The organism is Lacticaseibacillus sp. 22, from assembly GCF_055413445.1.
In genome coordinates this window covers 1-25,428 of sequence record NZ_JBVAYD010000026.1, presented here as the reverse complement: position 1 = coordinate 25,428, position 25,428 = coordinate 1, and the positions used below count along the sequence as shown (strand labels likewise).

At 47.8% G+C, this 25,428-nt stretch carries 30 protein-coding genes; 8 read left to right on the top strand and 22 right to left on the bottom strand.

Annotated elements, in window-relative coordinates; all coding sequences use genetic code 11:
- The 4 genes from pheS to ACWP87_RS11120 all read right to left on the bottom strand — a co-directional run bounded on the left by pheS (position 1) and on the right by ACWP87_RS11120 (position 3,522).
- A complete protein-coding gene (gene pheS, locus ACWP87_RS11135; protein WP_005684432.1) occupies positions 1–1,047 on the bottom strand; it encodes a phenylalanine--tRNA ligase subunit alpha in 1,047 nt (348 codons plus the stop codon).
- 440 nt (positions 1,048–1,487) lie between these two features.
- Positions 1,488–1,874 carry a winged helix-turn-helix transcriptional regulator gene (locus ACWP87_RS11130; protein ID WP_005684433.1) on the bottom strand — a complete coding sequence of 129 codons (387 nt, stop codon included), beginning with the start codon at positions 1,872–1,874 and terminating at the stop codon, positions 1,488–1,490.
- A gap of 299 nt (positions 1,875–2,173) precedes the next feature.
- On the bottom strand, positions 2,174–2,677 hold the full coding sequence (locus tag ACWP87_RS11125) for an HD domain-containing protein (protein ID WP_005684434.1): 504 nt from the start codon (positions 2,675–2,677) through the stop codon (positions 2,174–2,176).
- 83 nt (positions 2,678–2,760) lie between these two features.
- A complete protein-coding gene (locus tag ACWP87_RS11120) occupies positions 2,761–3,522 on the bottom strand; it encodes a TrmH family RNA methyltransferase (RefSeq protein WP_014569719.1) in 762 nt (253 codons plus the stop codon).
- Between the two features lie 451 nt (positions 3,523–3,973).
- Between ACWP87_RS11120 and ACWP87_RS11115 the strand changes: the two genes are divergently transcribed.
- Both ACWP87_RS11115 and yidC read left to right on the top strand, forming a co-directional pair.
- Positions 3,974–4,255, top strand: a complete 282-nt coding sequence (locus ACWP87_RS11115; RefSeq protein ID WP_005684438.1) for an acylphosphatase — start codon at positions 3,974–3,976, stop codon at positions 4,253–4,255.
- A 58-nt stretch (positions 4,256–4,313) separates the two neighbouring features.
- Complete coding sequence (yidC, locus tag ACWP87_RS11110) at positions 4,314–5,306, top strand: membrane protein insertase YidC (protein WP_005684441.1); 993 nt, start codon at positions 4,314–4,316, stop codon at positions 5,304–5,306.
- Between the two features lie 217 nt (positions 5,307–5,523).
- Here yidC and ACWP87_RS11105 read toward each other — a convergent pair whose 3' ends face one another.
- The 3 genes from ACWP87_RS11105 to gndA all read right to left on the bottom strand — a co-directional run bounded on the left by ACWP87_RS11105 (position 5,524) and on the right by gndA (position 9,560).
- Positions 5,524–7,110, bottom strand: a complete 1,587-nt coding sequence (locus tag ACWP87_RS11105) for a HAMP domain-containing sensor histidine kinase (protein WP_029943998.1) — start codon at positions 7,108–7,110, stop codon at positions 5,524–5,526.
- Entirely contained in the window at positions 7,107–7,793 is a 687-nt protein-coding gene (locus ACWP87_RS11100) for a response regulator transcription factor (RefSeq protein ID WP_003565833.1), read from the bottom strand. The genes ACWP87_RS11105 and ACWP87_RS11100 overlap by 4 nt, the downstream gene beginning before the upstream one ends.
- Positions 7,794–8,141: 348 nt before the next feature.
- Positions 8,142–9,560, bottom strand: a complete 1,419-nt coding sequence (gndA, locus tag ACWP87_RS11095; protein WP_005684446.1) for an NADP-dependent phosphogluconate dehydrogenase — start codon at positions 9,558–9,560, stop codon at positions 8,142–8,144.
- Positions 9,561–9,797: 237 nt separating this feature from the next.
- Between gndA and ACWP87_RS11090 the strand changes: the two genes are divergently transcribed.
- Positions 9,798–10,508 (top strand): M23 family metallopeptidase, encoded by a 711-nt coding sequence (locus ACWP87_RS11090; RefSeq protein ID WP_005684447.1) that lies wholly within the window; start codon positions 9,798–9,800, stop codon positions 10,506–10,508.
- A 204-nt stretch (positions 10,509–10,712) separates the two neighbouring features.
- On the opposite strand, the gene ACWP87_RS11085 is transcribed toward ACWP87_RS11090, so the two are convergent.
- The 11 genes from ACWP87_RS11085 to ACWP87_RS11035 form a co-directional block, all read right to left on the bottom strand.
- On the bottom strand, positions 10,713–11,924 hold the full coding sequence (locus tag ACWP87_RS11085) for an RNA-guided endonuclease TnpB family protein (protein WP_005684448.1): 1,212 nt from the start codon (positions 11,922–11,924) through the stop codon (positions 10,713–10,715).
- Positions 11,925–12,034: 110 nt separating this feature from the next.
- On the bottom strand, positions 12,035–12,250 hold the full coding sequence (locus ACWP87_RS11080) for a DUF3781 domain-containing protein (protein ID WP_029943997.1): 216 nt from the start codon (positions 12,248–12,250) through the stop codon (positions 12,035–12,037).
- A gap of 180 nt (positions 12,251–12,430) precedes the next feature.
- Positions 12,431–12,979 carry a YceD family protein gene (locus ACWP87_RS11075; protein ID WP_005684454.1) on the bottom strand — a complete coding sequence of 183 codons (549 nt, stop codon included), beginning with the start codon at positions 12,977–12,979 and terminating at the stop codon, positions 12,431–12,433.
- A gap of 58 nt (positions 12,980–13,037) precedes the next feature.
- On the bottom strand, positions 13,038–14,174 hold the full coding sequence (locus ACWP87_RS11070) for a nucleotidyltransferase (RefSeq protein ID WP_005684455.1): 1,137 nt from the start codon (positions 14,172–14,174) through the stop codon (positions 13,038–13,040).
- 44 nt (positions 14,175–14,218) lie between these two features.
- Complete coding sequence (locus ACWP87_RS11065; protein WP_005684457.1) at positions 14,219–14,956, bottom strand: class I SAM-dependent DNA methyltransferase; 738 nt, start codon at positions 14,954–14,956, stop codon at positions 14,219–14,221.
- The gene (gene rsfS / locus ACWP87_RS11060) at positions 14,953–15,312 is read right to left on the bottom strand and encodes a ribosome silencing factor (protein ID WP_005684459.1); all 360 of its coding nucleotides are present in this window, start codon (positions 15,310–15,312) and stop codon (positions 14,953–14,955) included. Before rsfS ends, ACWP87_RS11065 begins: the two co-directional genes overlap by 4 nt.
- Before the next feature lie 3 nt (positions 15,313–15,315).
- Positions 15,316–15,915 (bottom strand): bis(5'-nucleosyl)-tetraphosphatase (symmetrical) YqeK, encoded by a 600-nt coding sequence (yqeK, locus tag ACWP87_RS11055; protein ID WP_005684460.1) that lies wholly within the window; start codon positions 15,913–15,915, stop codon positions 15,316–15,318.
- The gene (locus ACWP87_RS11050; protein WP_005684461.1) at positions 15,908–16,558 is read right to left on the bottom strand and encodes a nicotinate-nucleotide adenylyltransferase; all 651 of its coding nucleotides are present in this window, start codon (positions 16,556–16,558) and stop codon (positions 15,908–15,910) included. The genes yqeK and ACWP87_RS11050 overlap by 8 nt, the downstream gene beginning before the upstream one ends.
- Before the next feature lie 8 nt (positions 16,559–16,566).
- Positions 16,567–16,878 (bottom strand): YhbY family RNA-binding protein, encoded by a 312-nt coding sequence (locus ACWP87_RS11045; protein WP_005684462.1) that lies wholly within the window; start codon positions 16,876–16,878, stop codon positions 16,567–16,569.
- A gap of 86 nt (positions 16,879–16,964) precedes the next feature.
- Entirely contained in the window at positions 16,965–18,089 is a 1,125-nt protein-coding gene (gene yqeH, locus ACWP87_RS11040; protein WP_005684463.1) for a ribosome biogenesis GTPase YqeH, read from the bottom strand.
- Complete coding sequence (locus ACWP87_RS11035; protein WP_005684464.1) at positions 18,073–18,606, bottom strand: YqeG family HAD IIIA-type phosphatase; 534 nt, start codon at positions 18,604–18,606, stop codon at positions 18,073–18,075. The genes yqeH and ACWP87_RS11035 overlap by 17 nt, the downstream gene beginning before the upstream one ends.
- Positions 18,607–19,196: 590 nt before the next feature.
- On the opposite strand from ACWP87_RS11035, the gene ACWP87_RS11030 reads away from it, so the two are divergent.
- The 5 genes from ACWP87_RS11030 (at position 19,197) to ACWP87_RS11010 (ending at position 23,327) form a co-directional block, all read left to right on the top strand.
- Positions 19,197–20,096: a VOC family protein gene (locus ACWP87_RS11030; protein WP_014569721.1), complete on the top strand. Its 900-nt coding sequence runs from the start codon at positions 19,197–19,199 to the stop codon at positions 20,094–20,096.
- The gene (locus ACWP87_RS11025; RefSeq protein ID WP_014569722.1) at positions 20,089–21,057 is read left to right on the top strand and encodes a ring-cleaving dioxygenase; all 969 of its coding nucleotides are present in this window, start codon (positions 20,089–20,091) and stop codon (positions 21,055–21,057) included. Before ACWP87_RS11030 ends, ACWP87_RS11025 begins: the two co-directional genes overlap by 8 nt.
- A gap of 15 nt (positions 21,058–21,072) precedes the next feature.
- Positions 21,073–21,714 carry an alpha/beta hydrolase gene (locus ACWP87_RS11020; RefSeq protein WP_014569723.1) on the top strand — a complete coding sequence of 214 codons (642 nt, stop codon included), beginning with the start codon at positions 21,073–21,075 and terminating at the stop codon, positions 21,712–21,714.
- Between the two features lie 5 nt (positions 21,715–21,719).
- Complete coding sequence (locus tag ACWP87_RS11015) at positions 21,720–22,688, top strand: NADP-dependent oxidoreductase (protein ID WP_014569724.1); 969 nt, start codon at positions 21,720–21,722, stop codon at positions 22,686–22,688.
- Positions 22,689–22,763: 75 nt separating this feature from the next.
- Positions 22,764–23,327 carry an LOG family protein gene (locus ACWP87_RS11010; RefSeq protein WP_014569725.1) on the top strand — a complete coding sequence of 188 codons (564 nt, stop codon included), beginning with the start codon at positions 22,764–22,766 and terminating at the stop codon, positions 23,325–23,327.
- 87 nt (positions 23,328–23,414) lie between these two features.
- On the opposite strand, the gene rplT is transcribed toward ACWP87_RS11010, so the two are convergent.
- The 4 genes from rplT to ACWP87_RS10990 all read right to left on the bottom strand — a co-directional run bounded on the left by rplT (position 23,415) and on the right by ACWP87_RS10990 (position 25,272).
- Entirely contained in the window at positions 23,415–23,771 is a 357-nt protein-coding gene (gene rplT / locus ACWP87_RS11005) for a 50S ribosomal protein L20 (protein ID WP_005684470.1), read from the bottom strand.
- A gap of 34 nt (positions 23,772–23,805) precedes the next feature.
- On the bottom strand, positions 23,806–24,006 hold the full coding sequence (gene rpmI / locus ACWP87_RS11000; RefSeq protein WP_003565872.1) for a 50S ribosomal protein L35: 201 nt from the start codon (positions 24,004–24,006) through the stop codon (positions 23,806–23,808).
- 81 nt (positions 24,007–24,087) lie between these two features.
- Positions 24,088–24,588: a translation initiation factor IF-3 gene (infC, locus tag ACWP87_RS10995; protein WP_024305638.1), complete on the bottom strand. Its 501-nt coding sequence runs from the start codon at positions 24,586–24,588 to the stop codon at positions 24,088–24,090.
- Positions 24,589–24,834: 246 nt separating this feature from the next.
- Positions 24,835–25,272: an RrF2 family transcriptional regulator gene (locus tag ACWP87_RS10990; protein WP_005684475.1), complete on the bottom strand. Its 438-nt coding sequence runs from the start codon at positions 25,270–25,272 to the stop codon at positions 24,835–24,837.
- Between the last annotated feature and the right edge of the window lie 156 nt (positions 25,273–25,428).

The window sequence follows — 25,428 nt, the reverse complement described above, 5'->3', positions numbered from 1 at the left end:
TTAACCCTCCTGACTGAACTGCGTAAGGAAGCGCAAGTCGTCTGTGTAAAAACTGCGAATATCGTCAATGCCGTATTTCAGCATGGCAAACCGATCCGGGCCAAGACCAAATGCAAACCCGCCATATACATCGGCGTCAATATTAGCCGCACGTAAAACATTCGGATGCACCATGCCGGCACCGAGAACTTCAATCCAGCCGGTATACTTGCAAACAGGGCAGCCCTTGCCACCGCAGCGGAAGCAGGAAACGTCCACTTCTACAGACGGTTCTGTAAACGGAAAATAGCTCGGGCGCAGGCGAATCGTCCGATCAGCGCCAAACACATGCTGACACATGGCGAGTAACGTCCCCTTAAGATCAGCCATTGTAATATGCTTGTCGATCACCAGGCCTTCCATCTGATGGAACTGGTGGCTATGTGTGGCATCATCATCATCACGCCGATAAACCACGCCTGGACTGATCATTTTCAGCGGGCCCTTAGTAAAGTCATGTTTCTCCATCGTCCGCGCCTGCATCGGGCTGGTTTGGGACCGCATCAGCAACTCATTGGTAATATAAAAAGTTTCCTGCATATCCCGCGCCGGATGGTCCTTGGGGATGTTCATCATTTCAAAGTTGTAATGATCCTCTTCCACTTCCGGACCGGTTAGCACTTGATAGCCCATGCCCATAAAGAAGCTTTCAAGGTCATCCATAATCTGAATAATAATATGTGGTGTGCCCGCCGTTACCGGATCGCCTGGTAATGTGACGTCCACGGTTTCAGACTTCAATTTTTCGTTGATGACTGCCTGCTCCAGTTGAGATTTACGCGTCTCAATCACCGTACTCAGTTCATCCCGGACTTTATTGGCAAAGGCACCGACTTTTGGCCGTTCATCTGCTGATAAATCCTTCATGCCGCGCAAAACGCTGGTGATGGGGCCTTTTTTCCCCAACAACTGGACGCGAATCTGATTTAATTCGTCCAACGAGGTGATCTTTTTTATCACCTCATTATTTTGCTGAAAAAGTTGTTCAAGTTTCGTTTGAAGATCCATGTTCTTCCTCCTTGACTGCTAACCTGAGAAGTCCGCCGTTGATACGTTTGAAGGCATAAAAAAAGTCCCTTCTCAAAAAAGGGACGAAGCATCGCGGTACCACCCTTGTTCATGATTAAAAAACCTCATGCACTCAACAAGGTAACGGCCAGGCCGGAGCTTTCTAAGTGTTGCCACCTCAAAAGTCAACTCAGAAAGTGAAGACAAACATTTTGGTAACAGACGTCTTGCAGTCTCGTGAACGTCATTCCCTGATTTACCAGCCTGTTTGGGCTTTCGTCATTGTTTTTACATTTTTTTGATAAGACAAGCTTAGCAAATTCAGCGCAGACGTCAAGAGCTGATGGCTAATAGTTGGGTAATTAGGCTCTTTTTACTTAGGGTCTCTCACATGTGTTCTGGCCAATGATCAACAATGGCATAAGAAAAAAACGCGTCTTTTACGCGTTTTTTTGCTTTTCATTGGCATGGCACTCTTCATCGGTAACCCATGCGTCACCCCAAGCGTGTGCAGCGGCCATGACTGAATTCAAAGCCCGGCCTTTATCTGTCAGGGCGTATTCAATTAAAGCCGAGTCCTTGTGCGTCAGACGATCAATCAAGCCCTCGCCTTCAAGTTCCTTCAAGCGTTCGACCAAAACCCGATCCGAACACCGGGGAATCAGTTGCGCAATATCTTTAAACCGAGAATTGCCATTGTTTAACAAAACTTCCAGAATCAAACCGTTCCACTTCTTACCCAAAATTTCAAATGTGTGCTGAAACTTAGGACAAAGAGCGACTTGTTGACTTTGACATTCGGTTTTACTGGTTACTGTTGCATCCACTCTACTCACCTCATCATACCCGCTTACTTACATTTAGATAGTGTTAGCATAACACACTCCCAAAATATTACAAGTCATGCTTATCATCAACAACTCAAAAGCTAATTGATGCGTCTAAAATAAACGAAAAAAACTCACAATACGTTTCAAAGCGTGGCACTGCATCCAAAGCTGAATTTTGCTCTCACAATTTAATATCGGCTCGTGGGGGAAAATATACCCGTCAAAAAAGAGCCGCGGGACACCGCCCACGACTCTAATATGACGACAATAACAGTGCACTGCCGTCAATCACGATCCTAATTTAAAGCTTTTAAGTGAGTGTGAATCGGATGCCGGAGCTTGTGCATCCAGGGTACAACGACCTCATCCATCGCAGCATAATCATCAACTAGAGAAACAACAAAACTTTCCTTATACTTCGGCAAGCCAACTGTTGCACCCCACATGTGCTTGATGATAATGTCTTTTTCCATCGGTGACAATTCGGTTAACTTCTCAGCATTCCGTAAAGCAATCCGAGGATGGATAAAGGCATGCGTCCCCAAGTCGAACTTGGTTTTGCGCCAATCATAGTAAAACAGATCGTGCAACAAGCCGGCTCGGGCGATCGCACGAACATTCAGATGCAGGCGCTTCCCAATCAAATAACTCTGATAGGAAACACTAATTGAATGTTCCAATCGGTTCGAATAATGGTGTTGCGGGTGTTCTGCCAGTCGCTGGACCTCGGGCTTAGCCAATAAATCAGCCACATACCCAACGTACTCAGCATCCGATTGCCAATCGCGTTTTTTGCTCAAGACATCTGCTCCTTTTGTGGTTTGATGAACACACCCATAGTATAACAGCTTCCCACCCTAAAAAGCACGTTCGTAACACATTCTTAATCACCGACTAAGTGAAACATCATGATGGCCGCTGCGACAGCGACATTCAAAGATTCTGCTTGTCCCCGAATCGGAATATACAGGTTCGTATCGGTTTGCTTTAAAAGAACAGGATCCATGCCATTGCCTTCATTGCCGACAACGAGCCCGAACTGTGCGCTCGGTTGAATACTGCGATAACTTTTAGCTTTATCATTAAGCTCCGAGCCATAAACGGGAATCCCTGCCCGTTGCAAGGCTTTAATAACGGGCATCAATTTTGCCGATACGATGCGAACATGAAACTGGCTGCCTTGCATCGCGCGCAAAACTTTCGGGCCAAAAGCGTCGGCTGTTCCATTACCAAAAATGACGGTTTTAATGCCCGCAGCATCCGCCGTCCGCACCAAGGTTCCAACATTTCCGGGATCCTGAATCGCATCCAACAGTAAAAACTGCCCACTTAAAAGATCCGGCAATTGCCCGGCCTGACGCGGCATAACCGCAAAAATTCCCTGTGGCGTTTCGGTGTCACTAAGATGCTCGGAAACCGACTCCGAAATCTGCGTAATTTTGTCATAAAACGGCTTAAGCGCACGATCATCAACATACTTTTCGGTAGCATAAATATCATAAGGCGTCTGCCCACTCGCCAGCGCCTCTTGAACCAAGTGCCGCCCTTCTAGCAAGTAGCGCCCAGCATCCTTTTGATGTTTCTTAACCGTTAATTTCTTGGCCGTTTTAATGCGGTCATTTTTTGGTGATGAAATATATTCCATAAAAATCTCCTTTTAAAAAGTGAGCGCGATCCGGCGCGGTTAGGGATCGGAGTGTAAGCGGCCTTGGGCGTGATGGCCGGTCTTTGGCCATTGCGACCAAGGTCCTTACACGTAGATCCCTGCGCCGGGGAGCGCGTTATAGAAAGTGAGCGTGAGCCAGCCCGGTTAGAAACCGGAGCATAAGCGGCCTCAGGCGTGATGACCCGGGTTTGGTCATTGCGTCCAGGGTCCTTATGTGCAGGTTTCTGGGCTGGCGAGCGCGTTAATGTGAGCGTGAGCCAGCGCCAATCAATCTCAGCCGCACCATCCACAAACAAAAATCCGACTTTTGCCTCTTGTCGCGTTTTCTATATACCTTATGCTACACTAGTATGGACTGTGGAGAAAGCAAAGATGAAGATGTTTTCATCACCTTTCGATCCAAATCTTCTACACGAAAGGAAGTGTCTTTTTGGTCAAACTCGCTAAACAAATCGTCGTTCGGGGACGGGTTCAAGGCGTTGGTTTTCGCTGGGCCACGAAGATGATTGCGGATAATCTCAATATCTGTGGCACCATCGAAAATCGCGCTGACGGCTCGGTTTTCATTCAAGCAGCCGGTGAACCGCTCAATCTAGCCAAATTCATTGCACAGGTCAAAGCCGGTCCGAATCCTTACGCTAACGTGTCGACTTTTGAAGAAAAGCCGCTGGAAAATGTGCCCGACTTCAACGGTTTTCGTGTAACCGGTTGAATCCGCTTGGTCCATACAGTATAGTTAAACCCGATGACATTTTGAAGGGAAATTATTCATGCACAAGTCGAAAAAAATATTTGCACTAGGAGCGGTAGGCATTCTGCCGCTATTATTATCAGCGTGTTCGCCAACGAAACAAGGCGTCACACTCAAGCCGCCGACAGATCCATTTTTCGGTACTTTCTATAAGATAATCGGGTTGCCGTTGCAGCATTTGATGGAATGGATTGCCGGATTCGTTGGGTCGACCAGCAGTTACGGGATTGCCATTATCGTCATTACCTTATTGGTTCGCCTAATCGTGTTGCCACTCATGCTGCGCCAACAACGAACCATGACGGCTTATCAGGAAAAGCAGAAGATTCTCCAACCGCAATTAAAAATTGTCCAGGATGCCGTTAAGCGCGCAAAAACACCAGAACAACAAATGGCTGCGAATAATTACATGCGGAAAATTTATTCTGCTAATGGCACCAGCATGATCCCGTCAATGGGTTGCCTGCCAATGCTCATTCAATTTCCGATTTTCTCAGGTTTATATCAAGCCATTGCGTATTCGCCTGAGATTTCACACGCAACTTTCTTTGGCATTCAGCTGGGACATTCTAGCTTTATTGTCACCATTTTGGCCACGCTGCCATACATTATTGTCAGCCTGATCATGCTTCAAGGTGTCCCGCCGGAGCAGCGAAAGGCAATGCAGGCAACGGCTTTCCTGAGCCCGATCATGACATTTGTGTTCTGTATGATGTACAACGCTGGCTTGGGTTTGTATTTTGGTGCCGGTGGGATTATTCTGATCATCCAGCAAGCCATCGTCACTTACATTGTAACTCCCAACATCCGGAAACGGCTTGATGCCGAAATGGAAGAAAATCCGCCTGTTGAAGTTGTTAATGAACATACCTTTGATGACTGGGGTGCCGTCACGGCCACTGCCGGATCGACCGGAACCCAAAGCCGCCAGCAACCAGTAGACCCAGATGCCATTGATCATCAACAATTACGCAAACGAAACGCCGGCAAACAACAACGGCCACGTAAGTAAATTACCAACACATTGAAGTCGTCTTTATTAGGCGGCTTTTTTGATTGTCGAAATCTAAATTTGCCATAAAAGCAAAAATGGTGTACACCTGTCTGCTCACAACTGGTAAAGTCTCCTACTGGCAGCGCAAAAATATGGCCACACGCCAAAAACCGGTTTCAGAGTTAACAAGAATGCTCACACTCCGAAACCGGTTCATTTATTGATTGTGTTCCGACTACAAATTGCTTTTAATTAACGTATCACTTTTCGGCGCAGCAGCCTGCTTTGCTGCTTCTTGGCGTTGAAGTGCTTTGGCTTTGTCCGCCGAAATCGTTGGCAAATCAATCCGGAAGATCGACCCATGACCTAAAGCGGAGTCTACTTCAATTTGACCATGATAGCTTTCGATCAGTTGCTGAGCGATGGATAGCCCCAGCCCATTGCCGCCTTTTTCCCGACTGCGAGCCTTATCAACGCGATAAAAGCGATTGAACACGCGACGCCGATCCTTTTCGGCAATACCTTCACCAAAGTCTTGAACGGCAACTGCAATCCCATTGCCACTGTTTTGCGCCATTGAGACATGAATTTCCTTGCGATCAGTCGAATACTTGACGGCGTTATCGAGGAGGATAATCATCACTTGCTCCAGATGATTGCGGTACATGCGGACAAAAGTCGTCTGCTCTAAGTCATCGTCTAGCGTGAACGTAAACTCCGGATGAATCATGCGAAAATCGGCAACGACCTGCTGGACGACTTTATGGACATCCACAACCGCATTGGGGAACTGAACATCCACCTGATCCGCGCGCGTCAGATCCAGCATTTCCTGAATCAGGCTCTTCATCCGGGTGATTTCTTGAAGTGAAGCAGCCAGCGACTCGTTAAGCACTTCCGGATCATCCTTACCCCAACGATTGAGCAATTGTAAATGCCCTTCCAAAATAGCTACCGGAGTTCGTAACTCATGCGAAACATCCTGTACAAATTCACCTTGCTGATCAATGTAACGTTGAATCCGATCCAGCATACCGTTAAATTCCAGCACCAAATCGCCAAGTTCGTCATTGCGCTTCAATGCCGGAATTCGAACCGTGCTTTGCGGCTCCTCATTGACAACATCAATGGCATTGGTAATCAGCTTAATCGGACTTAAGAATCGGGTTGCCAGTACATAGCCAATCAGAATTGAAATGAGAATAGCAGCAAAACTCAAACCAATAATTAGCAAGGTAATTTCATGCATGGTCGCATGAAACGCTGTCAGTTTGTTCGTCACCTGAACGTAACCAATCAAATTTGAACTTTCAGCCGAATAAATGGGTGCAGTTCCGACCAGTCCGTTAAAATCACCGATATGACTTTCCTGAACTTCAAATCCATGAACCTTACCCAACGTGATCGGGGTGTCACGCGACTGAAAAATTGTCGTCCGATCACGCGAAAACACCGACACGCTAACGTCTGCCTGAGCCAATTTCTGAATAACGGAATCGGAAAAAATCCGCGTGTGTGACTCGCTGGGAGTAGGCAGTGACGACTGATCGGACGGCGTTGTCCCTTCCAATCGCGGAACTACCTGGGCCATGGTCAAATCGCCACCGACCGGGGAAAGCCGTTGGACGACTGTGTTAAGGGTATCGGTGACGGTTCGACGCTCCTGATTAATCAGAATCTGCCGCATCGCACCATAAAGGATCATTGAAAAAGTAACAAAAGTGACAAAAATCCCGACACCAACTGTGACGGCCCATTTGACCTTCAGTGAGATGCGGGGATTCTTCTTTTGCTTAGTACTGGTTTGCTTGATATGCATTATGACCGCATAACATAGCCGGTTCCCCGAACCGTCTGAATATAACTAGGTTCACCGGGCCGATCAATTTTATTTCGAATGTAGCGGACATAAACATCAACGACATTCGTTTCAACATCGGAATTATAACCCCAGACTTTAGACAGCAAAACATCACGTGCTAGAACAACGTTGACATTTTCCATTAAAGTCAAAAGTAATTCGTATTCACGCTTGGTCAGTTCAATGATGTCATCGCCACGCCGCACAACGCGGTTTTCCTTTTCGATGACAAGATCGCGGTACTTGATGGTCGTTTGCTTGGCAGTGTTGTTTTCGCCTTCAATACTAATTCGACGTAGTAAGGCGCGTAACCGTGCCAGCAGCTCCTCGATGGCAAACGGCTTAACAATATAGTCATCTGCCCCATGATCTAAGCCGCTGACCCGATCAATCACCGAATCGCGCGCCGTCATCATGATAATCGGGGTATTCTTCACCTGACGAACACGCCGGCAGACTTCCAATCCGTTCAGTTCCGGCAGCATGAGGTCCAGCAAGATAGCATCCCAATCTTCTGCTAGGGCTGCTTCCAAACCGGTACGGCCATTAAAATGAACTTCGGTTTCGTAACCTTCATGCTTTAGTTCAAGTTCCACAAAGCGGGCAAGATTCTTTTCGTCTTCAATAATTAATATTTTACTCATTAGCGTCTCCTTATACTTTCGGTGCATGAACACACAATCTGAATCTATTTTTAGTTTCTCATAAAAACATACGCTAGGATAGTTTAGCACAGTTTTCTCATTTTGACTATCAGCCCCGCGCTAATAGGCATCAAAGCTAATGGAAAAGCCTAATAATCAAGGCTCTCATTTTTCAATTCGGCTAATTCTCATAATAACCTGCGATACTTTCTAATCTGTCTTTACGAAACATATACCATTTTTTAAGTCTGATTGTCAAAGCCTTTGTGACAATGATACATTAAAAAAACCAATTCAGATGCGACACTTAATCGCAGGTGAATTGGTTTAGACTTAAACTTCAATGAATTAAGCTTCGTCGTACCAGGTGTAATGGAAAATGCCATCACGATCAGTACGTTCATATGTGTGGGCACCAAAGTAGTCGCGTTGAGCCTGAGTCAGGTTGGCCGGCAGAACAGGGGCGCGATAAGAGTCGTAGTAACTGATCGCCGCTGAGAAGCCCGGCACCGGAACACCGGCTTTAACTGCCAAGCCGACCAAGTCACGAACACTTTCCTGATAGTTCTTAGCAATATTCAGGAAGTAATCGTCTAACAACAAGTTCTGTAAATCTGGCTTCTTATCGTAGGCATCGGTGATATTTTGCAAGAAACGTGCGCGAATGATGCAACCTGCACGCCAAATCTTGGCCAATTCACCGTACTGCAGGTTCCAGTCGTAGTTATCCGATGCAACGCGCATTTGTTCAAAGCCTTGAGCATAGGACATCAGCTTGCTGAAGTATAACGCCTTACGAATCATCTCGATAGCTTCTTTTTTGTCAATCGTGACATTTCCGACCGGCTTTGGCAGAACTTTACTTGCCGCAACCCGCTCCTGCTTCATCGCACTAATGTAACGCGCATAGACGGATTCGGTAATCACACTTTGCGGAACACCTAGCTCAAGAGCAGATTGTGAAGACCATTTGCCGGTCCCTTTGTTGCCAGCGCGGTCCAAAATCACATCAACGATCGGCTTGTCACTACCAAGATCGTCTTTACGAGTCAGAATATCTGCCGTGATATCGATGAGGTAGGAATCCAGTTCGCCTTTATTCCAGTCACTGAAAATACCGGCGATTTCTTCTACGTCCAAACCAAGCAAATGACGCATCAAGTTGTAACTTTCAGCAATTAATTCCATATCGCCGTATTCGATGCCGTTATGAACCATTTTGACATAATGGCCGGCACCGTTTGGCCCAATGTAAGTCACACAAGGTGCACCGTCATCCGCTTTTGCCGAAATAGCCTCCAGAATCGGTGCTACCAAGTCATAAGCCTCTTTTTGGCCGCCTGGCATTAAGGATGGTCCGTGTAGTGCGCCAAGTTCGCCACCGGAAACGCCCATACCAATGAAATTGATCCCGGATTTATCCAGTTCGGCACTGCGCCGCATAGTGTCTTCAAAGAAGGTGTTCCCGCCATCAATCAAAACGTCACCTTTATCTAACAGCGGCAATAATTCTTTAATCACGGCATCGGTACCGGCACCGGCTTTAACCATCATGATAATCCGGCGCGGCTTCTCTAATGAAGCAACAAAGTCCTCGATTTTATAGCTCGGGACCAATTTCTTGTCCGGATGTTCTTCTACAACCGCCTTGGTTTTACTTCCGGTACGATTGTAGATTGCAACGGTATTGCCGCGGCTTTCGATATTCAAGGCAAGATTCTTACCCATAACCGCCATGCCGACAACACCAATTTGTGGTTTATCCATTAACATGGACCTCCTCATTCATTCATCATTTACTCTTTTCATGTTAGCAGAAACCGCTTGGGTTTAACAGTCAACAGCCGAGCTAGAGGCCTGTAAATTTTCTTTGATTATTTTTTGTTAATTCTGCAACCGTCACGAACAGAGCGCCGCACCCAAAAGTTTCACAGTCAATCAGTCAGTTTGATCAGGTAACCGCTTTCTTAATGAGCTATACTTGTTATAAAAAGGAGTTCCATTATGAAAGCCCCCACACAACCAATTGTTGTTCACTTTCCATTACGCGGCGAATGGTTGGCACCCAATACGCCTGGGTCTAAGGTTCCAAGCCATGGTTCTAACAAATTCGGGACGCGTTATGCGTATGATTTTATTCAGGTCAACTGGCAGAAACTTGGTCGTCCTGCCTACCGCGGTAGTTTGTTGAAGTATCTATTCCGCGGCATTCCGATTGACGACTATTATTGTTATGGCCAGCCGATTTATGCGCCAGCCAACGGTTTGGTTGTCCGCGCAGAGGATCATTATCCTGAACGGAAGCGGACCAGCTTTTTAGGCGACTTACTTCGGGCAAGAAACGCTGCCCGGCATTTTGACCCAAAAAGAAACAACGTTCAGGCAGTTGCCGGAAACTTTGTTATCTTACAAATACACGATCATGTTTACGCCGCCTTGTGTCATCTTCAAACAGACTCTATTCAGGTTGGGCGCGGACAAACGGTCCAGGCAGGTGATTTGCTTGGGCGCGTGGGACATTCCGGCAACTCATTTGGCCCGCACCTTCATTTTCAACTCATGAACAACAGTGACATTGAAGTTGCGGCTGGCCTTCCTTGTGCATTTGCCGAATATGAGCTTTTCGCCGGAAATTCATGGCTAACCCAAGAAAACGCTGTTCCCAGCAAAACAGACCGAATTTGCTTTGTGTCACCTAAGTCTGGACCTTTTTAAAAGGGTACGCTTCTTTGTGGGCCGTGATGACCGTGAAGCTGTTTGCGTCAACTACCCGTCGCTAAAGTATCGGGCTTGTGACTCACGCTGCTCAACCGGCAGCAGTAGTGCAAATGCCTAACGGCTCCTACTTATGTGGTCACATCTCAGATCGTGTTTCAACGGTCTCGGGGGCAGACAACTCCCGCAGATGCATAGTTTTCTCTACCCAGTCTGCTTGTGCGCGTAACACGGCTTGACAATCCCGGCCAGCCACTGGTTTCCCAGTTGCTGGATGTTCATGGCGGCTGACTGGTCGTCATTGGCATGGAAGCCACAGACACAGACGTATTCATGGCGCTCGTGATCCCGCTGCTGTTTCTTGATCACGCCACACTGTGGACAGCGTTGGCTGGTATAACCAGCAGGCACTTTCAGCACGCGGCTGCCTTGCGCAGCAGCTTTGTATATCAGAAACTGTTCCAACTGGTAAAACGGCCAACTGACCTGTTCATAGCGTCGGTCTTGAGCAACTTTTGCGGTTGCACAACGAACATCAGTCAGATCTTCCAGCACAAACAGGGTATTTGCCCCGCAACAGTCGGCGAGTGCCTTAGCCGCACGATGGTTTTCGTTTGACATCCAGCGGTTCTCTCGCTGACGGATTCGTTTCAGGACGCGTTTTGCTGATTTCGTTCCTTTGGCTTGAAGTTTGGCCCGCAGGTACTTGTACCGCTGCCGCTTGTTGAGCGCTCTGGTCCCTGACCAATAGGTGGTCCGGCCGGTCTCGTCAAACGCGGTGGCTAAAAAACGCAGTCCTCGGTCAACCCCCACAACATGAGTGGTCTGGTCGCGGGTATAATCTGGCACTTCTTTTGTCGCGCTGATGTGCAAATACCACTTGCCGCCGCTGGTCAACACTTTGGCGGTGCCGAGTTTCCAAGTACCGTCAAAGTAGTCGCGCCAGTGGTTCAATACCGGCCAAACAATGAGGCGGCCTTCTAATGTGTTCAGAGAAAAGGAGCCATCTTTGCGGATGGCCCAATCCCGCCGTCGGACCAGATCTAGCTGCGGCCGCCGAAAACTGATTGGGTGCCACAGCCAAGTCAGATCTTTAGCTTGTCTTTGCCACTGACCAGCTTCGTCTTGATACCGATACGGTCTTTGTTTCAACTGAGTGTGCACTGCTCGATAGCGAGCGATCACAGTTCGCAGGACTGACTGTGCCATTTGAGCTTTCAGTCCAAACCTAGCCCGCAGCGAGCGATACAGGACCATTTGCAGTTTCGTGGTGTTGAGCACAAAGTCATGGTCAAACACATAGCGGCTGACGTTATCACAGGCCAAGCGGTACTGATCCATGGTTTGACGCAGCAAAGCCGCATCTGCTTTCGCCACCAGTTTGAACTGTATTTTAACCGTCTTAGTCAGTTCCATACGAGTGCCACCTTAGTCGAATGTTTGTTCCTATCAGCTGAGCAAATTATATCAGAGAAGGCAGGGTCGAGGCAATTCCTCCTATGATTGAAATCATGGGTTTCCTTGCCTCATTTATCATGAATGTTGATCGTGATAGCCGCGATCTTGACATACCAATTTTTGCCTTTTCGTTTGATGATTGCTTGAAGATTCAAAATTTTCTTCTTGCAATAATCAATGATTTCGCCATTTATCAGCGAAAGATTGTGTCTGATGCGGTCACGCCCTAATTTGGTAGTGTGTAACTTGTCCAAGTTTTTGATTAACTGATGAGCCGAATCTATCATGACGGTCACCACGGCAAGAGCCATTTTTAGCCCTGCTTCCTTCCTCAACTTTTTCTCAAATTGTGCGCGCCAAGATGGGCACTCAAAAAATGGCAACCGCGCAAGCTGCTAACTGACGAGGTTGCCATTCTTCAATAAACTCAACTGCTTTGTCGTTAGTTTCCAGCGGCCGATTCATCAGCCTTGATCGTCGTTCGGGAACATCCCCTTCAATTTCGTGAAGGGGTTTTCTGCCTGCTTTTCTTTCTTAACGGCTTTGTCAAAATCTTCTTCAGCCATAACTTCCCAGTCCTCGCCTGAAGGCATCTCGCCACTGGCGGCTTCTTCTGGCGTTAGCACTTGCATGGGGATACTTAATAACAAATGATCCTCCACTGCCGGCAACAAATCCAGCTCCGGATCCTCAAGCGGCATCAGAATTTCGCCGTCTTCATATTGATCGGCATGGCCATCATCGGTCAGATAGATCTCGCTAAACGTGAAATCCTGCGGCAGCGTGACCGGGTTCAAACTGCGCGTCGAGGGAACTACCAAAGTACCCTTTAAGTTGACACTAACCAGAAAATCACCGCGATCATAAACAATATCGCCGCTTACCTGGATGGGACTGACATCAAGAACCTCTGGATCACGATCCTGCAAATCTGCCTTGACATCCAACGTGGTACTAAAATGCAACGGTTCCTGATCGTGTTTCATTAATTCCTGAATCGTCCATTTCAACATGTTATTTTGCCTCCTTTAGACGCGCACACTAACCTTAAGATGGAGTTATGAGCGCGCTTCACATCAACGGTCGGCGGCCATAATTTTGTTCAACGCCGCTAATCGTGGTGATTAATCGATCCGCACGATGGGTCATCGCAAGGATCCCATTCGGTGCAAGCATATCAGCACTGACGCGAGTGAGCAAGGGCCAGCCAACTTGGTGTTTAACCTGGCGTAAGTATTGCTGACCGGCTGGCGTAAACCCGAGCACATGCAGTTGCGGCAAGTGCCGAGCCTTTTCCACCGCCGCTGTTGTCATATTCAGCGTGATTGCTAAAGCTAATCGCCGCAGTCTGGCGTAAGTGTATCGCTTGGACTTGACCCGCTTTAAAAAGCTCGTCATATCAATAGCGTCATCAATCTGCTGGGTGAAACGATATTCCAGCCCTTCCGCCATCGTGGCAACCTGCCGCAACTGCGCCAAGTCTGCTGTCTGCAGACGATATTTCAACCATGGGAAATATTGCGGCCACCCATATTGTTGCTGCTTCGTATAAACCGGAATCAGATCTGCAGGAACGATCTTCGCGAGCGATTCACCTCCGCGCAACCGCTGACGAATCGCTGACGCACTGGCCAGATTAGCTGTCAAATGGAGCGCATCATGGGCCACGCCTTGCCGACCGAACGGATAAAGCTGCATCGGCACTTGCAACGCCAAAACCGCTTTTGCATAACTCAACCCCAACATGAAATTCGGGTCTGTCTGCGTGATGCCGGCTGTTTTTGCATAAGCGGCATTAAGCTGGGTCGCATAAGTCTGGGTATAATCCGAAAATCCCGGATCCATCAAAGGGGCTTTTTCTAATTGTCGGGCAAGGTCCAGATAGGCAAGTTCGGGGTGTTCGGTTCCAAATGCCAGTGCGGTCACGCGTAACGCCGCTAACGTCGCAACCCCGGCTTCCGCAAATTGATCCGCCGCTTGCACCGCTCCGGTTACCGGCAGCTCAATGACAATATCGGCGCCATGATCCAACGCCGCCCGCGCCCGCACCCACTTATCAAAAATCGCGGGTTCGCCACGCTGGACATAGTTTCCCGACATCACCACAACCACAACATCAGCCTGCGTTAATTTTCGGGCTTGTGCCAGTGCATATGCGTGACCAGCATGAAATGGATTAAACTCTGCAATCATACCGACCGCTTGCATAGACGCCTCCTAATAAATTTGCTTATTCATTTGGCTCATCACGGCTACTTTTTGCGCGCGTGGAAAAACCAGCGCGTACTTTCAGGTCCCACAGGCTCGTTGCCAAAATCGGCGGTAACCTCAATTTTTTCGAACCCGGCATTCTGTAAGGCTCGCAAATAATCAGCCAACGGATAAGTGCGTTCCTTGTGTGTTTCTGTCAAAGGCTTATAGGCATCCAAGGCTTCATCGTACATAAAAAAGGTGAGGTCATGCTCAATGCTATGCGGTTGCTCGCCAATAAAACTATTCCATAAGAACGCAAAGTCATCCGTTTGATAGTTGTACATATAACCCGGAAAGACCTGATCCATTTGATAAAGCGAGTGAGCATCAAAAAGAAAGTCGCCACCAGTCGGCAACCGTGATGCTACCTGTGTAAAGACCTGTTGCACCTCATCCAGATTCTGCATATAGCAAATCGAATCGTCAAAACAAGTAACAATTGGAAATTCCGGTAGCGTTTCCAGATCACGCATATCGCCTTGAAGCAGGGTTAATGCGACCCCTGCAGCATCGGCTTTTTCCTCTGCCAAGGTCAACATTTCTTCAGATAAATCAAAATCCGTAACTTGATAGCCTGACTGAGCCAATAGCACGGCCAAAAAGCCGGAACCGCCAGCCAACTCAAGCAATGGCTGATGACTCGGCTTCACTCGCTTGACCACATAATCACGCCACCGTTGATACAATGACTGATCCATCAATTGGTCGTAAACTTCGGCAAAGGTCGTGTAGATCATGCCTCAACCCACTGATCCACTTTAACCAGCGGTGCATCTTGCCATAACTTTTCCAGATTGTAGAATTGTCGCTCTTCTGGCATAAAGACATGAACCACCACATCGTTTAAGTCAATCAGCATCCACTTGGAACCTTTTTGTCCTTCAATCCGGCGAATCTCAACGCCGGCCGCTTCTTCTTTTTCTTCGATTTCATCAACAATTGCCTGAACCTGACGATCCGAAGTGCCGCTCATGATAACAAAATAATCGGCCAACAGACTCACACCGCGCATGTCCAATGCAACAATGTCTTCAGCTCGCTTCGAATCACCGGCTTTAACAGCAATTTCCAACATGGTTTTTGCGTCGATCATAAATTACTCCTTTGATAAAAATGCATTGTAGGTTAACAGTGTTTTCGGATAAACCAATTGACGCGCCCCGATCAGATAGGTCAAGGTGTTTTCAAGCTCAATGCGGCTGGCTTCTTCCAAGTTAGTTTCGGCTGCCTTGCGTGCTTTGGCCTCAACCGGCAATGACCGTTGGGGTTCAATAAAGTCACCGACAAACACACATTCATCCAGCTTGGTCATTTCCGGATCACCGGTTGTATGCCGCGCAATAGCCGTCAGCACTTGTTTATCGGTAATGCCGACTTCGGTTTGAATAAAATGAATGCCAACAACGCCATGCCAGACACCACGACCATACTGCAGTAACTTGGGATCAAAGCCATCTTCGATAATCACGCGTTTATATGTTTCAACCGAGATTTCTTTACCATAATCATGCAGTAAGCCCGCCAAGCCTGCTCGATCCACATCTTGGTCAAAGCGCTTTGCCAATTCGATAGCCGTTGCTTCAACCCGCAAACAATGTTCATAGCGAGGCTGATCAAGCCGATTGCGCAGGCGATTCAGAATTTCTTTTCGACTCAAGCCATGCGTTAGACTTGCTGGATATTGATGTTCATTCACGATATAATCCCTCTTTTTGAATATAGTCAATCACTGGGTCAGGCACCAAATACTTTAAGCTGCGCCCCGCTTGAACGCGATCCCGCACCGCTGTCGAACTGATATCGATCAGCGGCGCGTCAACCCATAAAATTGGATAGCGGCTAGCCGGTGTATACCCGCGCCGCTTAACGCCGACGAAGGTCACTAATTTTACCAGTTCATCAATGTGCGCCCACTTTGGTAAATAGTCAACCATGTCGGCACCGATGATAAAGTAGTAATCCGTATCCGGATGAAGTCGGTGCAACTCCTGCATGGTTTGATACGTGTAACTAATGCCCCCACGCCGAATTTCAATGCCTTCCAACCCAAAAAGTGGATTATCGGCAATCGCTAATTGTACCATATTCACCCGGTGCCGAGCAGAAATGGCCGTTTTGGTATCGACATGCGGCGGCATATTATCGGGCATGAAATAAACTTTCTCCAAGCCCAATTCGGTGCCTGCCGCTTCTGCCATAATCAGATGACCGTTATGAATCGGATTGAAGGTCCCACCGAACAAACCAACCTGCTTGCGACGATGCGTTCCCAGAATCTGTTCGCGCATCGCAACAGAAATAACCGGTTGCGTCAACGTGACATTCTGCATCTTTTTCATCACAACTCCTACCGCGCATTGACTTCAAGACTGATGCGACGATGTTCCGGCTTTTCTGCCTGCTTATAAACGATCACGGTGCGCCCAATAATCTGCGCCACTTCCAAACCGGCAATCGCTGCCTGTAACGTATCCGCAACTTCTTGCGGTGTATCGTCAGCAGTCGGTAATAGACTGATCTTGACTAATTCACGGGTTTCGAGGGCATCCTTTACGCCAGCGACAAAAGCATCGCCTAGCCCATTTTTGCCAACTTGAATTAACGGTTTGGTCGTCATTGCCAGACTGCGTAAATAACGTTTTTGTTTACCAGTTAACATGTTTTTAACGCTCCTCTGATTCAGTTGTGCCGCCCTTCCACCACCCACACCGTTTTTTTGGTCGCTGCGGGTTGGCTGCGGCTCGTTTAGATAAATGCTTTACGTAATAAAACATCCACGCCTTTAGGGGCATACCCTGCAATGGTGACGCCAGCCGGTACCGTAATCCAGCCAAGACCGGCAAAAACCAAATCCGATTTTTCTTTCGGCGTGAATTCAAAGCGAACCAGCGGCGGAAAATCTCTGACTTCATCAGCTTGTGGCGGCGCTAGAAGACCCCCGACATGCCTCTGATAAAACTCATCAGCGTTGATCAATTTTGTCCGGTGCAGCGGCAATTGCGTATCGGCGTAAATGACAAAGCTTTGGCGGCCGCCGCGAAGATAATCGAACCGTGCAAGCCCGCCGAGAAAGATTGTCTGGCCTTCATTCAGTTGATAAGTCGCCGGTTTAATCACCGAAGTCGGGGATACCAGTTTCAAATCCTTGGGGCCGACAAAATGTGCCATCTGGTGGCGATGAATGATGCCTGGCGTGTCAATTAGCGACTGCCCATCATCTAGCGGAATCATAATGCGATCAAGCGTGGTTCCCGGGAAGCGCGATGTTGTAATGAGATCCTCGACACCGGTTAATTGCTTAATAATGCGGTTGATTAACGTCGACTTGCCGGTGTTGGTCACCCCAACAACGTACACATCACGATGTTCGCGATACTTCTCGATAGCGGTGAGTAACTCGTCAACCCCAAACCCCTTTTTGGCACTGGCCAGCAAGGTTGTTACCGGCCGTAATCCCTGGGCTTTAGCTTGCTGCTGCAGCCAATTTTTTAATTTATTGGGATTCAACGACTTAGGCAAGACATCTGCCTTATTCCCGACCAAAATGACGGGATTATCCCCGACAAAACGATGCAATCCGGGAATCACGCTGCCGTTAAAATCAAAAATATCAATGACATTCACAATCAATGCATTACTTTCACCGATTGCATTCAGGAGGCGTAAAAAATCATCGTCAGTTAACGTGACGGGTGCAATCTCATTGTAATGCCGCAGTCGAAAGCAGCGTTGGCAATAAATGTCATCGTCAGCCTCGGCTTTTGCTAATGTCGCGGCTGGCAGATAGCCTGGCTTTTTAGGATCGGTTGTCTGCAAAATAGCGCCACAGCCTATGCAGCGGCGCTCTGTTTCATCATTGATGATGTCCATGAATATCCTCCTGATAATTCAGTTGCCTTTTCTTGGCTAAGGCTTTAAACACAAATCCCTCAAAAAAGCGATTAATCCGCGTGTTCCAGGCGTCACTTTGCACCAACGGCTGAGTTAAGATGGTCCGCACGCCGGCAAGATTACCGGCCCAGATATCTGTCAGCAGCTGATCCCCTACCATGACAACTTCAGAACGCGTCAGCCCTAATTCTTTGCGCGCTTTGGTAATCCCGACTGGCAAAGGTTTTAATGCCCGGGCAACATAAGCCACTTGCAGCTTTGCCATCGCTTTATGGATACGATTGGCGTTGTTATTTGACACAACAACCACCTGGATGCCGCCGTTACGTAAATCAGAAAGCCACTGGGTCAGCTTAGCCGTACCTTCTGGGTGATCCCATGCCATCAGCGTGTTGTCTAGATCGGTCAACACCGCTTTAATACCTTGCTGCTTTAGACTAGCAGGCGTCAGGCTAAAAATATTCGTTACCAGCCAAGTCGGCTCAAAAACTGCCACAAATCCTGTCCCCTCTCCGGTTGTTCATATCCCTATATTATAACGGAAAAGATTGGTCGGCGCGAGTCAGACTAAGTAACAGTAATGTCAACTTTTTCTCGGTTCTACTCTAATTAAGTGATTTCCGATACTCCGAGCTGGTTCCGCGGTGGCACCGGCTGGCGACCGCGCAGCTAGAGTGGTGGGCACGACTTCGAACCCGCAAAGACCGCGGTTTCGAAGCTCGGCCTTGGTCTAAAGCGGAGAAGCCCACTCCGCTTAAGACCAATTTCACCACTGAGCCCGCCACCGCTCCGCCAGCTCTTGCTTTCTATCCTGATACTCGAACACCTTGACCATCATACTGCTGTAATCGCCTAAACTGATGCGCTCGTGTTTGATATCCACATGCTCCAAGAGAAACTTTACACTAACTATGTAACAACCTTCGCAGTGGCGGTGCCAAAAATGTAAACGTTATCTTTAAAAGGCGAAATAATCGCGTTATCAGAATAAACAGGGTAGGATGAATTTGATAGCAAACGCTCGCATTTCGATATTAAGCCTGTTATACTTATTTTTAGTAAGTGTTATAAAGAAGGAGGCTCATCATGACTCGTTTGCACCATGTGTCGTTGCTGACTGGCGATGCTGCCGCAACGATCCGATTCTATACCGATGTTTTGGGATTGCGATTGGTCAAAAATACCGTCAATCAGGAAAATATTCATGTACGGCACTTATTTTTCGGCGATTATCAAGGAACACCCGGTAGTGTCGTGACCTTCTTTTCCATTGATCGACTGGGGCATCGTTATGATGGGCCAAATCAATTAGGCGGGATTGATTTGGCGATTCCTACTGAGTCGTTAGCATTTTGGCATAAGCGGTTGCAACAAGCGGGTTGTGTGGTGACGAAAACGGCTAACCTGCTTGCGTTGGTTGACCCCGCAGATACACCGCTACGACTCATCCCCTACCAACGGACTTTGCCGGATGCGCTAACGGTTCCCAATGATGTTCCGGGAAACCAGCAGATCACTGGCTTAATTAACGTTGATATCCCTGTTGCGGACTGGGATGCCGAAGAAGCCTTTTTTGAAACGATGTTGGAACAGGCGCCGGAGCAGCATCAATTTAAGCTGGCGGCTGGCAACACGCTGACCATTCGTCCAAGTCTGCCAGGCGAGAGGAAGCGTTTTGGCCGCGGGAGCATGGACCATTTTGCGCTGACGGTTGACCACGAAGAAGTGTTACCGCGATTGGGCACCATCGCCGCTCAACATGGTTACGAAATCGAGGAATTCGCCGACCGCGGCTGGTTTAAGAGCCTGTACGTGCGTGATCCGGCCGATAACCGAATCGAATTTGCAACTCAAGCACCGGGCTTCACTTTAGATGAGCCGCTGGAACATTTGGGTGAGCGCCTTGGTTTACCACCGAAATTTGAAGACCGGCGAGCCGAAATCGAAACTTATTTCAAAACTAAAGGAGTGGATTTCCATGATTGAACATCCATTATTAGGTATGAACCACGTGACCGCTATGGCAAGTGACCCACAAGCGATTTTTGATTTTATGAGTAAAACGTTAGGCCTGCATTTAATTAAGAAAACGGTCAACCAAGACGCCTTGGACACCTATCATTTTTATTTTACCGATGACCAAGGCACGGCCGGCACCGACATGACCTTCTTCACCTTCCCTAATCAGGAAAAAGGCAAAAAAGGCACCAACATGATCTCGCGCGCCAGTTTCCGAGTTCCCAGTGACGCCGCTTTGGACTACTGGTTGAAACGGTTTGCTGACAAAGGGGTAGCAAATGACGGGATTAGCACCCAATTTGACGCGAAAATCATCAATTTCCACGACCAGGATGATCAACAATATCAGTTAATCTCGGACGAACACAATCACGGGGTGGCTGGTGGAACGCCATGGAAGCATAATGATGTTCCTGAAGAATTCGCAATCACCGGTCTCGGCCCAGTCACCGTCACGATTTTTAACCTCGGCCATATGCAGTATGTGCTGACCGAAATCATGGGCTACAAACAGATTGCCGAAGATGGTAACTGGTCGCTCTATGAAGTTGGTGAAGGTGGTCATGGTGCGCAAGTGATTCTAGAGCATCGCGAGGATCTGCCAATTTCTGTTGAAGGGTTTGGCAACATTCATCACGCCGCTTTTTCTACTGATAATCGTGAGACTTTGGGCACCTGGATTGATCGGATTAAGCAATATCGGCTGCCACAATCAGGTTATGTTGATCGCTTCTATTTTAAGTCCGAATACTTTCGGGCCGCCCCGCAAATCCTGTTTGAACTGGCAACAACCGGTCCTGGCTTCTTACAGGATGAAACTTACGATGAAGCCGGTATTCATCTTGAATTGCCGCCATTTTTGGAAAGCAAACGTGCGGAAATCGAACGCGGTCTGACCCCGGTTAAAACCGATTGGCGCGGCCGCTAAGCAACGGAGGTTATGATGGCAGAAGAAAACGTAAATTATACATTTGTCAAAGGCGATCCCAGTGTGTCACCATTATTGTTACTGCATGGGCAAGGTGGCGATGAAAATGATCTGCTGCCGATTGGTAAGTATCTCTCACCCAATAGTCCGATGCTTTCCATTCGTGGGCGCGTTCAGGAACAAGGGATGAACCGGTATTTCAAGCATTCCGAAAACGGCGGCTTCGATCTGAATAATCTTGAACAGGAAACCACTTGGCTGTTTAAGGTACTAAATGAGCTTTGCCAGAAATTCAACATTGATTATGAGCGTTTCATTGTGGTGGGCTATTCAAACGGCGCTAATGTAGTAGCCCGAGCCCTTTTAACTCGCAGTGACACTTTTCACACCGGAATCTTTTTCCACCCCATGGCGCTTTCAACCGTTGATTCCAAACAAGATTTAAGCGATGTGAAGGTTTGGATGTCCCATGGCGATCAAGATCCGATTGTGCCGGCGCAAAACTTCAAGGTGTTGGATACTTATCTTGAAGAACAAGGCGCCGAGGTCACCATTTTCCGCCATGATCAAAGCCATAATTTGAATGAAGCAGAGTTAGCAAATGCCAAGTCCTGGTTAGCTAATAGCGGCCGATTGCAGGATTGGCAACGGAGGTGATTTAGATGGAACGTTTTGGGTTTGAACAATATGGTAACCCAAGTGTCTTTGAAAGCATTGAGGCGCCTGTCCCGGAGCCAAAAGCCGGTCAGGTGCAATTGCAAGTGTTGGGCTTTGGCCTTAACCCTTATGACGCTTCGTTGCGCCGTGGTGAACAGGCAGCTTTTCGCAAGGTTAAGTTTCCGGTCGTTCCGGGTACGGATGTGCTTGGCCGCATCACTAAGCTTGGCGAAGGCGTTAGTGAGTTTGCAGTTGGCGATTTAGTTATGAATTATCGACCCATTGGCGGTTACAGTGAATTTGTCACGGCATCAACTTCTAAGATCTATAAAAAGCCCACTGCCTTGAGTTTCCTTGATGCAGCAGCGCTCCCCCAAGTCGGGTTAGCCGCATTTAACATTTTGCATTACATGTTGGCACTTAAGCCTGGGCAAACGTTAGGGATTGTCGGTGCCAGCGGCGGTGTCGGAGCGATGTTGGTACAACTCGCCAAATTCGAGAAACTCAATGTGATTGCCGTAGCGGGTGAGCAGCATCGCGAGTATCTACGTCAATTAGGCGCCGATCAAATCTTCAGTTATACCGATGAATTGCCTGAGAATACGGCCGATGCAGTGATCAATGCGGTTTTTGGTGCAGCAGATCATGGCGCGGCATTGAAGCTGGTCAAGGCTGATGGGCAGTATGTGACGACTGCCTATGCCGACGTTGATCTCATCACCAAGCCAACCGTTGAACATCTGCAGTTAAATCCATCCAAGACCTACTCAGTCCACGATGGCTTTGCTTATCTCGTTGACGTTGCCCAAAAATGGGGGCTGCAAGTTCGCGTTGCCCAGACCTTCCCCTTCACTGTCGCCGGGGTCATTGCCGGCCATGAAATGCTAGAGACCCATCATGCGCCGGGCAAGCTAGTCGTCATGCAAGAGCGGCATGTAACGCACCCAGTTCGAAAAGAAATCAATCACCTTTAACCAGCACTTAAAAACTGCTTGCGACTCGCCAATCCGCGCCGTATGATAAGCGCGTGACTGGAAAGGCGGGACGATATGAAAATTGCAGTATATTGTGGTGCTAATCGTGGTGTTGATGACGCATTCGTGCAAGCCGCAACACGTGTAGGTGCATGGATTGCCCAACGTGGTGATACCCTGATTTATGGCGGTGGCAAACTCGGGTTAATGGGCGCAGTTGCCCAAAGCGCCTTGAAACATGGTGGCAAAGTGATTGGCATCATCCCTCAAGTGTTAGCAGATCGCGGTCTGGCTCTACCGAATCTGACCCAATTAGAAGTCGTCGAAGATATGGGCACGCGCAAAGCACGCATGATTGCGTTAGCGGATGCTGACATTGCCCTTCCCGGCGGTCCTGGTACACTTGAGGAAATTACCGAAGCGATCTCGTTTTCACGGATCGGATTAAACGCTAGCCCGACGATCCTATTTAACCAAAATGATTATTACCGTCCGCTACAGCAAATGTATCAAACTGCGGTAACTCAGGGCTTCTTTGATCAGGACGCCTTTGACAATGTATTGTTCTCGTCGGATTTGCCGACAATCAGCAGCTTCATTGCCAACTATCAGCCACTTGGCGTTCGTCAATACCATTAGCAGCTGGTTCTTGAATGCTATTTCAACTTGATACAAAAAGCACGCCGTTCCATTCACAAAGAATGAAACGACGTGCTTTTTAACTACTTAGGCCAAAGCCTTCTTAGCAGTGTCTGCTAATGCTTTGAAGCCATCTGGATCGCTGACTGCAAGATCGGCAAGCATCTTACGGTTCATGTCGACATTAGCCACCTTCAAGCCGTGCATCAGCTTGCTGTAGGAAATATCGTTCATCCGTGCTGCTGCGTTAATCCGGGCAATCCATAGACGCCGGAAGTCACGCTTGCGAGCGCGACGATCGCGGAAAGCATAACGGTATGAAACCATAACTTGGGCATTAGCTGCCTTAAACAGCAAATGCTTGGCACCACGATAACCCTTAGCGAGCTTCAGTACCTTCTTACGACGCTTACGAGTAACTGTTCCACCTTTAACACGTGGCATTAGAATTCCTCCTCAAATCAAATCCGATTGCTGATTATTTCATCTGGCTGAGCATCTGGCGGATCCGCTTCATATCTGAGTGGGATACCAATGCTGACTTGCGCAATTGACGACGCTGTTTCTTCGTCTTGCCGTGGAAACGGTGTGACGTATACGCGTGACCGCGCTTAAGGGCACCTGATGCGGTTTTCTTAAAACGCTTTGCAGAAGCGCGGTGGGTCTTGAATTTTGGCATGTCTTTTTCCTCCTCTAAACATCAACGCGCGCACAGCCGGTTGGGGCTGTGCACGCCTTTGTATCATTAACCGATCAGTAATTACTTTTCGGCTCGCGGTGCAAGCATCAAGAACATGCTGCGGCCGTCCATTTTTGGATGGGTTTCAACAGCAGCGATATCCTTAACGGCATCCGCCATCTGCTCAAGAACCTTGCGACCAAGATCCTTATGCGTGATTGCCCGTCCACGGAACCGAACGCTGACTTTGACTTTGTCGCCTTTATTCAGGAACTTAGTTGCGTTCTTCAAACGGGTATTGAAATCTGCTTCACCAATAGTTGGGCTCAGGCGGATTTCCTTGATGGTGACAGTCTTTTGTTTCTTCCGAGCATCGCGCTCTTTCTTCTGCAGCTCGAACCGGAACTTCCCATAGTCCATGATGCGGGCTACCGGTGGCTTGGCATTAGGCGATACTAGGACAACATCTAAGTTTGCATCCTCGGCAATGGCCAAGGCGTCACGCGTACTCTTAACGCCGAGCTGTTCACCGGTCTGGGAGATCAATCGAACTTCACGTGCGCGAATACTGTCATTGACTATCAGATCTCTTGCTATGGTTGTTCACCTCCGTGTGAATTTCAGAGAAAAAACAAAAACAGCGTAGCCACAAAGGCCCCGCTGTTCATTAAATACCGAACTAATGAGCCTAGAGGTCTAAAGACTTGGGCGAGAAGCGGGAACTTCTGCTTTTTCTCAACGTAAATAACTATACAGGAATTCAGGAGTAACGTCAAGCCACTGTCGAAGATGACAGAGAGCAGTTCTTCTACAAAGGCATACAGGGAATTATTTCTCAGGCATAAATAGCTCTGATAATGTCCTTCTTTTTAATTCTTTCAACATTGAACTTTGGGCCATGTCAAAAATTTCCTTGCTCTTTAAAAGCATATATTCTGCTTCCTGCCGGTGGATAAAAGTGTTGGTATCAAAGTCATCATACTGCTTGAATAATTTTACGTCGCCTTCAATAGCCTCAAAAACATCATAGAATCGAATTGACTTTGCTGGCATCGCTAAAGCAAGCCCACCGTTAACACCTTTCTTTGATTCGATGAAGCCCTTGTTTTTTAGCAAAGCGACTAATCGCTTAACGCTGGGAACGGGTATCGCTAATTTCTCTGAGATTGCTTGGATTGTTAGATACTTCGCCTCTTCGTACTTTGTTTTCAACTCAATATAAAATAAGATTTCCAACGACTGAGAAAAGCCAACTGAATATGACATTTAGACCTGCCCTTTTACTTCAAAATATTTCCCGACAGTTTTCAAACCATACTGCCCTATGATTTAAATACTCATAGCGGCTAAAATCTGTTAATCGTTTTATTTTACCATAATCGGGTTAGCTTCAGGGTTACCGATTCTTAAAACAAAACTAGA

What these genes read in the sequence shown, in the direction of transcription:
- ACWP87_RS11045 (WP_005684462.1), bottom strand. Translation starts at nt 16,878, where the DNA reads ATGTTAACTGGTAAACAAAAACGTTATTTACGCAGTCTGGCAATGACG.
- ACWP87_RS11050 (WP_005684461.1), bottom strand. Translation starts at nt 16,558, where the DNA reads ATGAAAAAGATGCAGAATGTCACGTTGACGCAACCGGTTATTTCTGTT.
- ACWP87_RS11015 (WP_014569724.1), top strand. Translation starts at nt 21,720, where the DNA reads ATGGAACGTTTTGGGTTTGAACAATATGGTAACCCAAGTGTCTTTGAA.
- ACWP87_RS11120 (WP_014569719.1), bottom strand. Translation starts at nt 3,522, where the DNA reads ATGGAATATATTTCATCACCAAAAAATGACCGCATTAAAACGGCCAAG.
- ACWP87_RS11090 (WP_005684447.1), top strand. Translation starts at nt 9,798, where the DNA reads ATGAAAGCCCCCACACAACCAATTGTTGTTCACTTTCCATTACGCGGC.
- rplT (WP_005684470.1), bottom strand. Translation starts at nt 23,771, where the DNA reads ATGCCACGTGTTAAAGGTGGAACAGTTACTCGTAAGCGTCGTAAGAAG.
- ACWP87_RS11030 (WP_014569721.1), top strand. Translation starts at nt 19,197, where the DNA reads ATGACTCGTTTGCACCATGTGTCGTTGCTGACTGGCGATGCTGCCGCA.
- pheS (WP_005684432.1), bottom strand. Translation starts at nt 1,047, where the DNA reads ATGGATCTTCAAACGAAACTTGAACAACTTTTTCAGCAAAATAATGAG.
- ACWP87_RS11075 (WP_005684454.1), bottom strand. Translation starts at nt 12,979, where the DNA reads ATGTTGAAATGGACGATTCAGGAATTAATGAAACACGATCAGGAACCG.
- rsfS (WP_005684459.1), bottom strand. Translation starts at nt 15,312, where the DNA reads ATGATCGACGCAAAAACCATGTTGGAAATTGCTGTTAAAGCCGGTGAT.
- ACWP87_RS11065 (WP_005684457.1), bottom strand. Translation starts at nt 14,956, where the DNA reads ATGATCTACACGACCTTTGCCGAAGTTTACGACCAATTGATGGATCAG.
- ACWP87_RS11025 (WP_014569722.1), top strand. Translation starts at nt 20,089, where the DNA reads ATGATTGAACATCCATTATTAGGTATGAACCACGTGACCGCTATGGCA.
- ACWP87_RS11100 (WP_003565833.1), bottom strand. Translation starts at nt 7,793, where the DNA reads ATGAGTAAAATATTAATTATTGAAGACGAAAAGAATCTTGCCCGCTTT.
- ACWP87_RS11085 (WP_005684448.1), bottom strand. Translation starts at nt 11,924, where the DNA reads ATGGAACTGACTAAGACGGTTAAAATACAGTTCAAACTGGTGGCGAAA.
- ACWP87_RS11010 (WP_014569725.1), top strand. Translation starts at nt 22,764, where the DNA reads ATGAAAATTGCAGTATATTGTGGTGCTAATCGTGGTGTTGATGACGCA.
- gndA (WP_005684446.1), bottom strand. Translation starts at nt 9,560, where the DNA reads ATGGATAAACCACAAATTGGTGTTGTCGGCATGGCGGTTATGGGTAAG.
- rpmI (WP_003565872.1), bottom strand. Translation starts at nt 24,006, where the DNA reads ATGCCAAAATTCAAGACCCACCGCGCTTCTGCAAAGCGTTTTAAGAAA.
- yqeH (WP_005684463.1), bottom strand. Translation starts at nt 18,089, where the DNA reads ATGGACATCATCAATGATGAAACAGAGCGCCGCTGCATAGGCTGTGGC.
- ACWP87_RS11020 (WP_014569723.1), top strand. Translation starts at nt 21,073, where the DNA reads ATGGCAGAAGAAAACGTAAATTATACATTTGTCAAAGGCGATCCCAGT.
- ACWP87_RS11070 (WP_005684455.1), bottom strand. Translation starts at nt 14,174, where the DNA reads ATGCAAGCGGTCGGTATGATTGCAGAGTTTAATCCATTTCATGCTGGT.
- yidC (WP_005684441.1), top strand. Translation starts at nt 4,314, where the DNA reads ATGCACAAGTCGAAAAAAATATTTGCACTAGGAGCGGTAGGCATTCTG.
- ACWP87_RS10990 (WP_005684475.1), bottom strand. Translation starts at nt 25,272, where the DNA reads ATGTCATATTCAGTTGGCTTTTCTCAGTCGTTGGAAATCTTATTTTAT.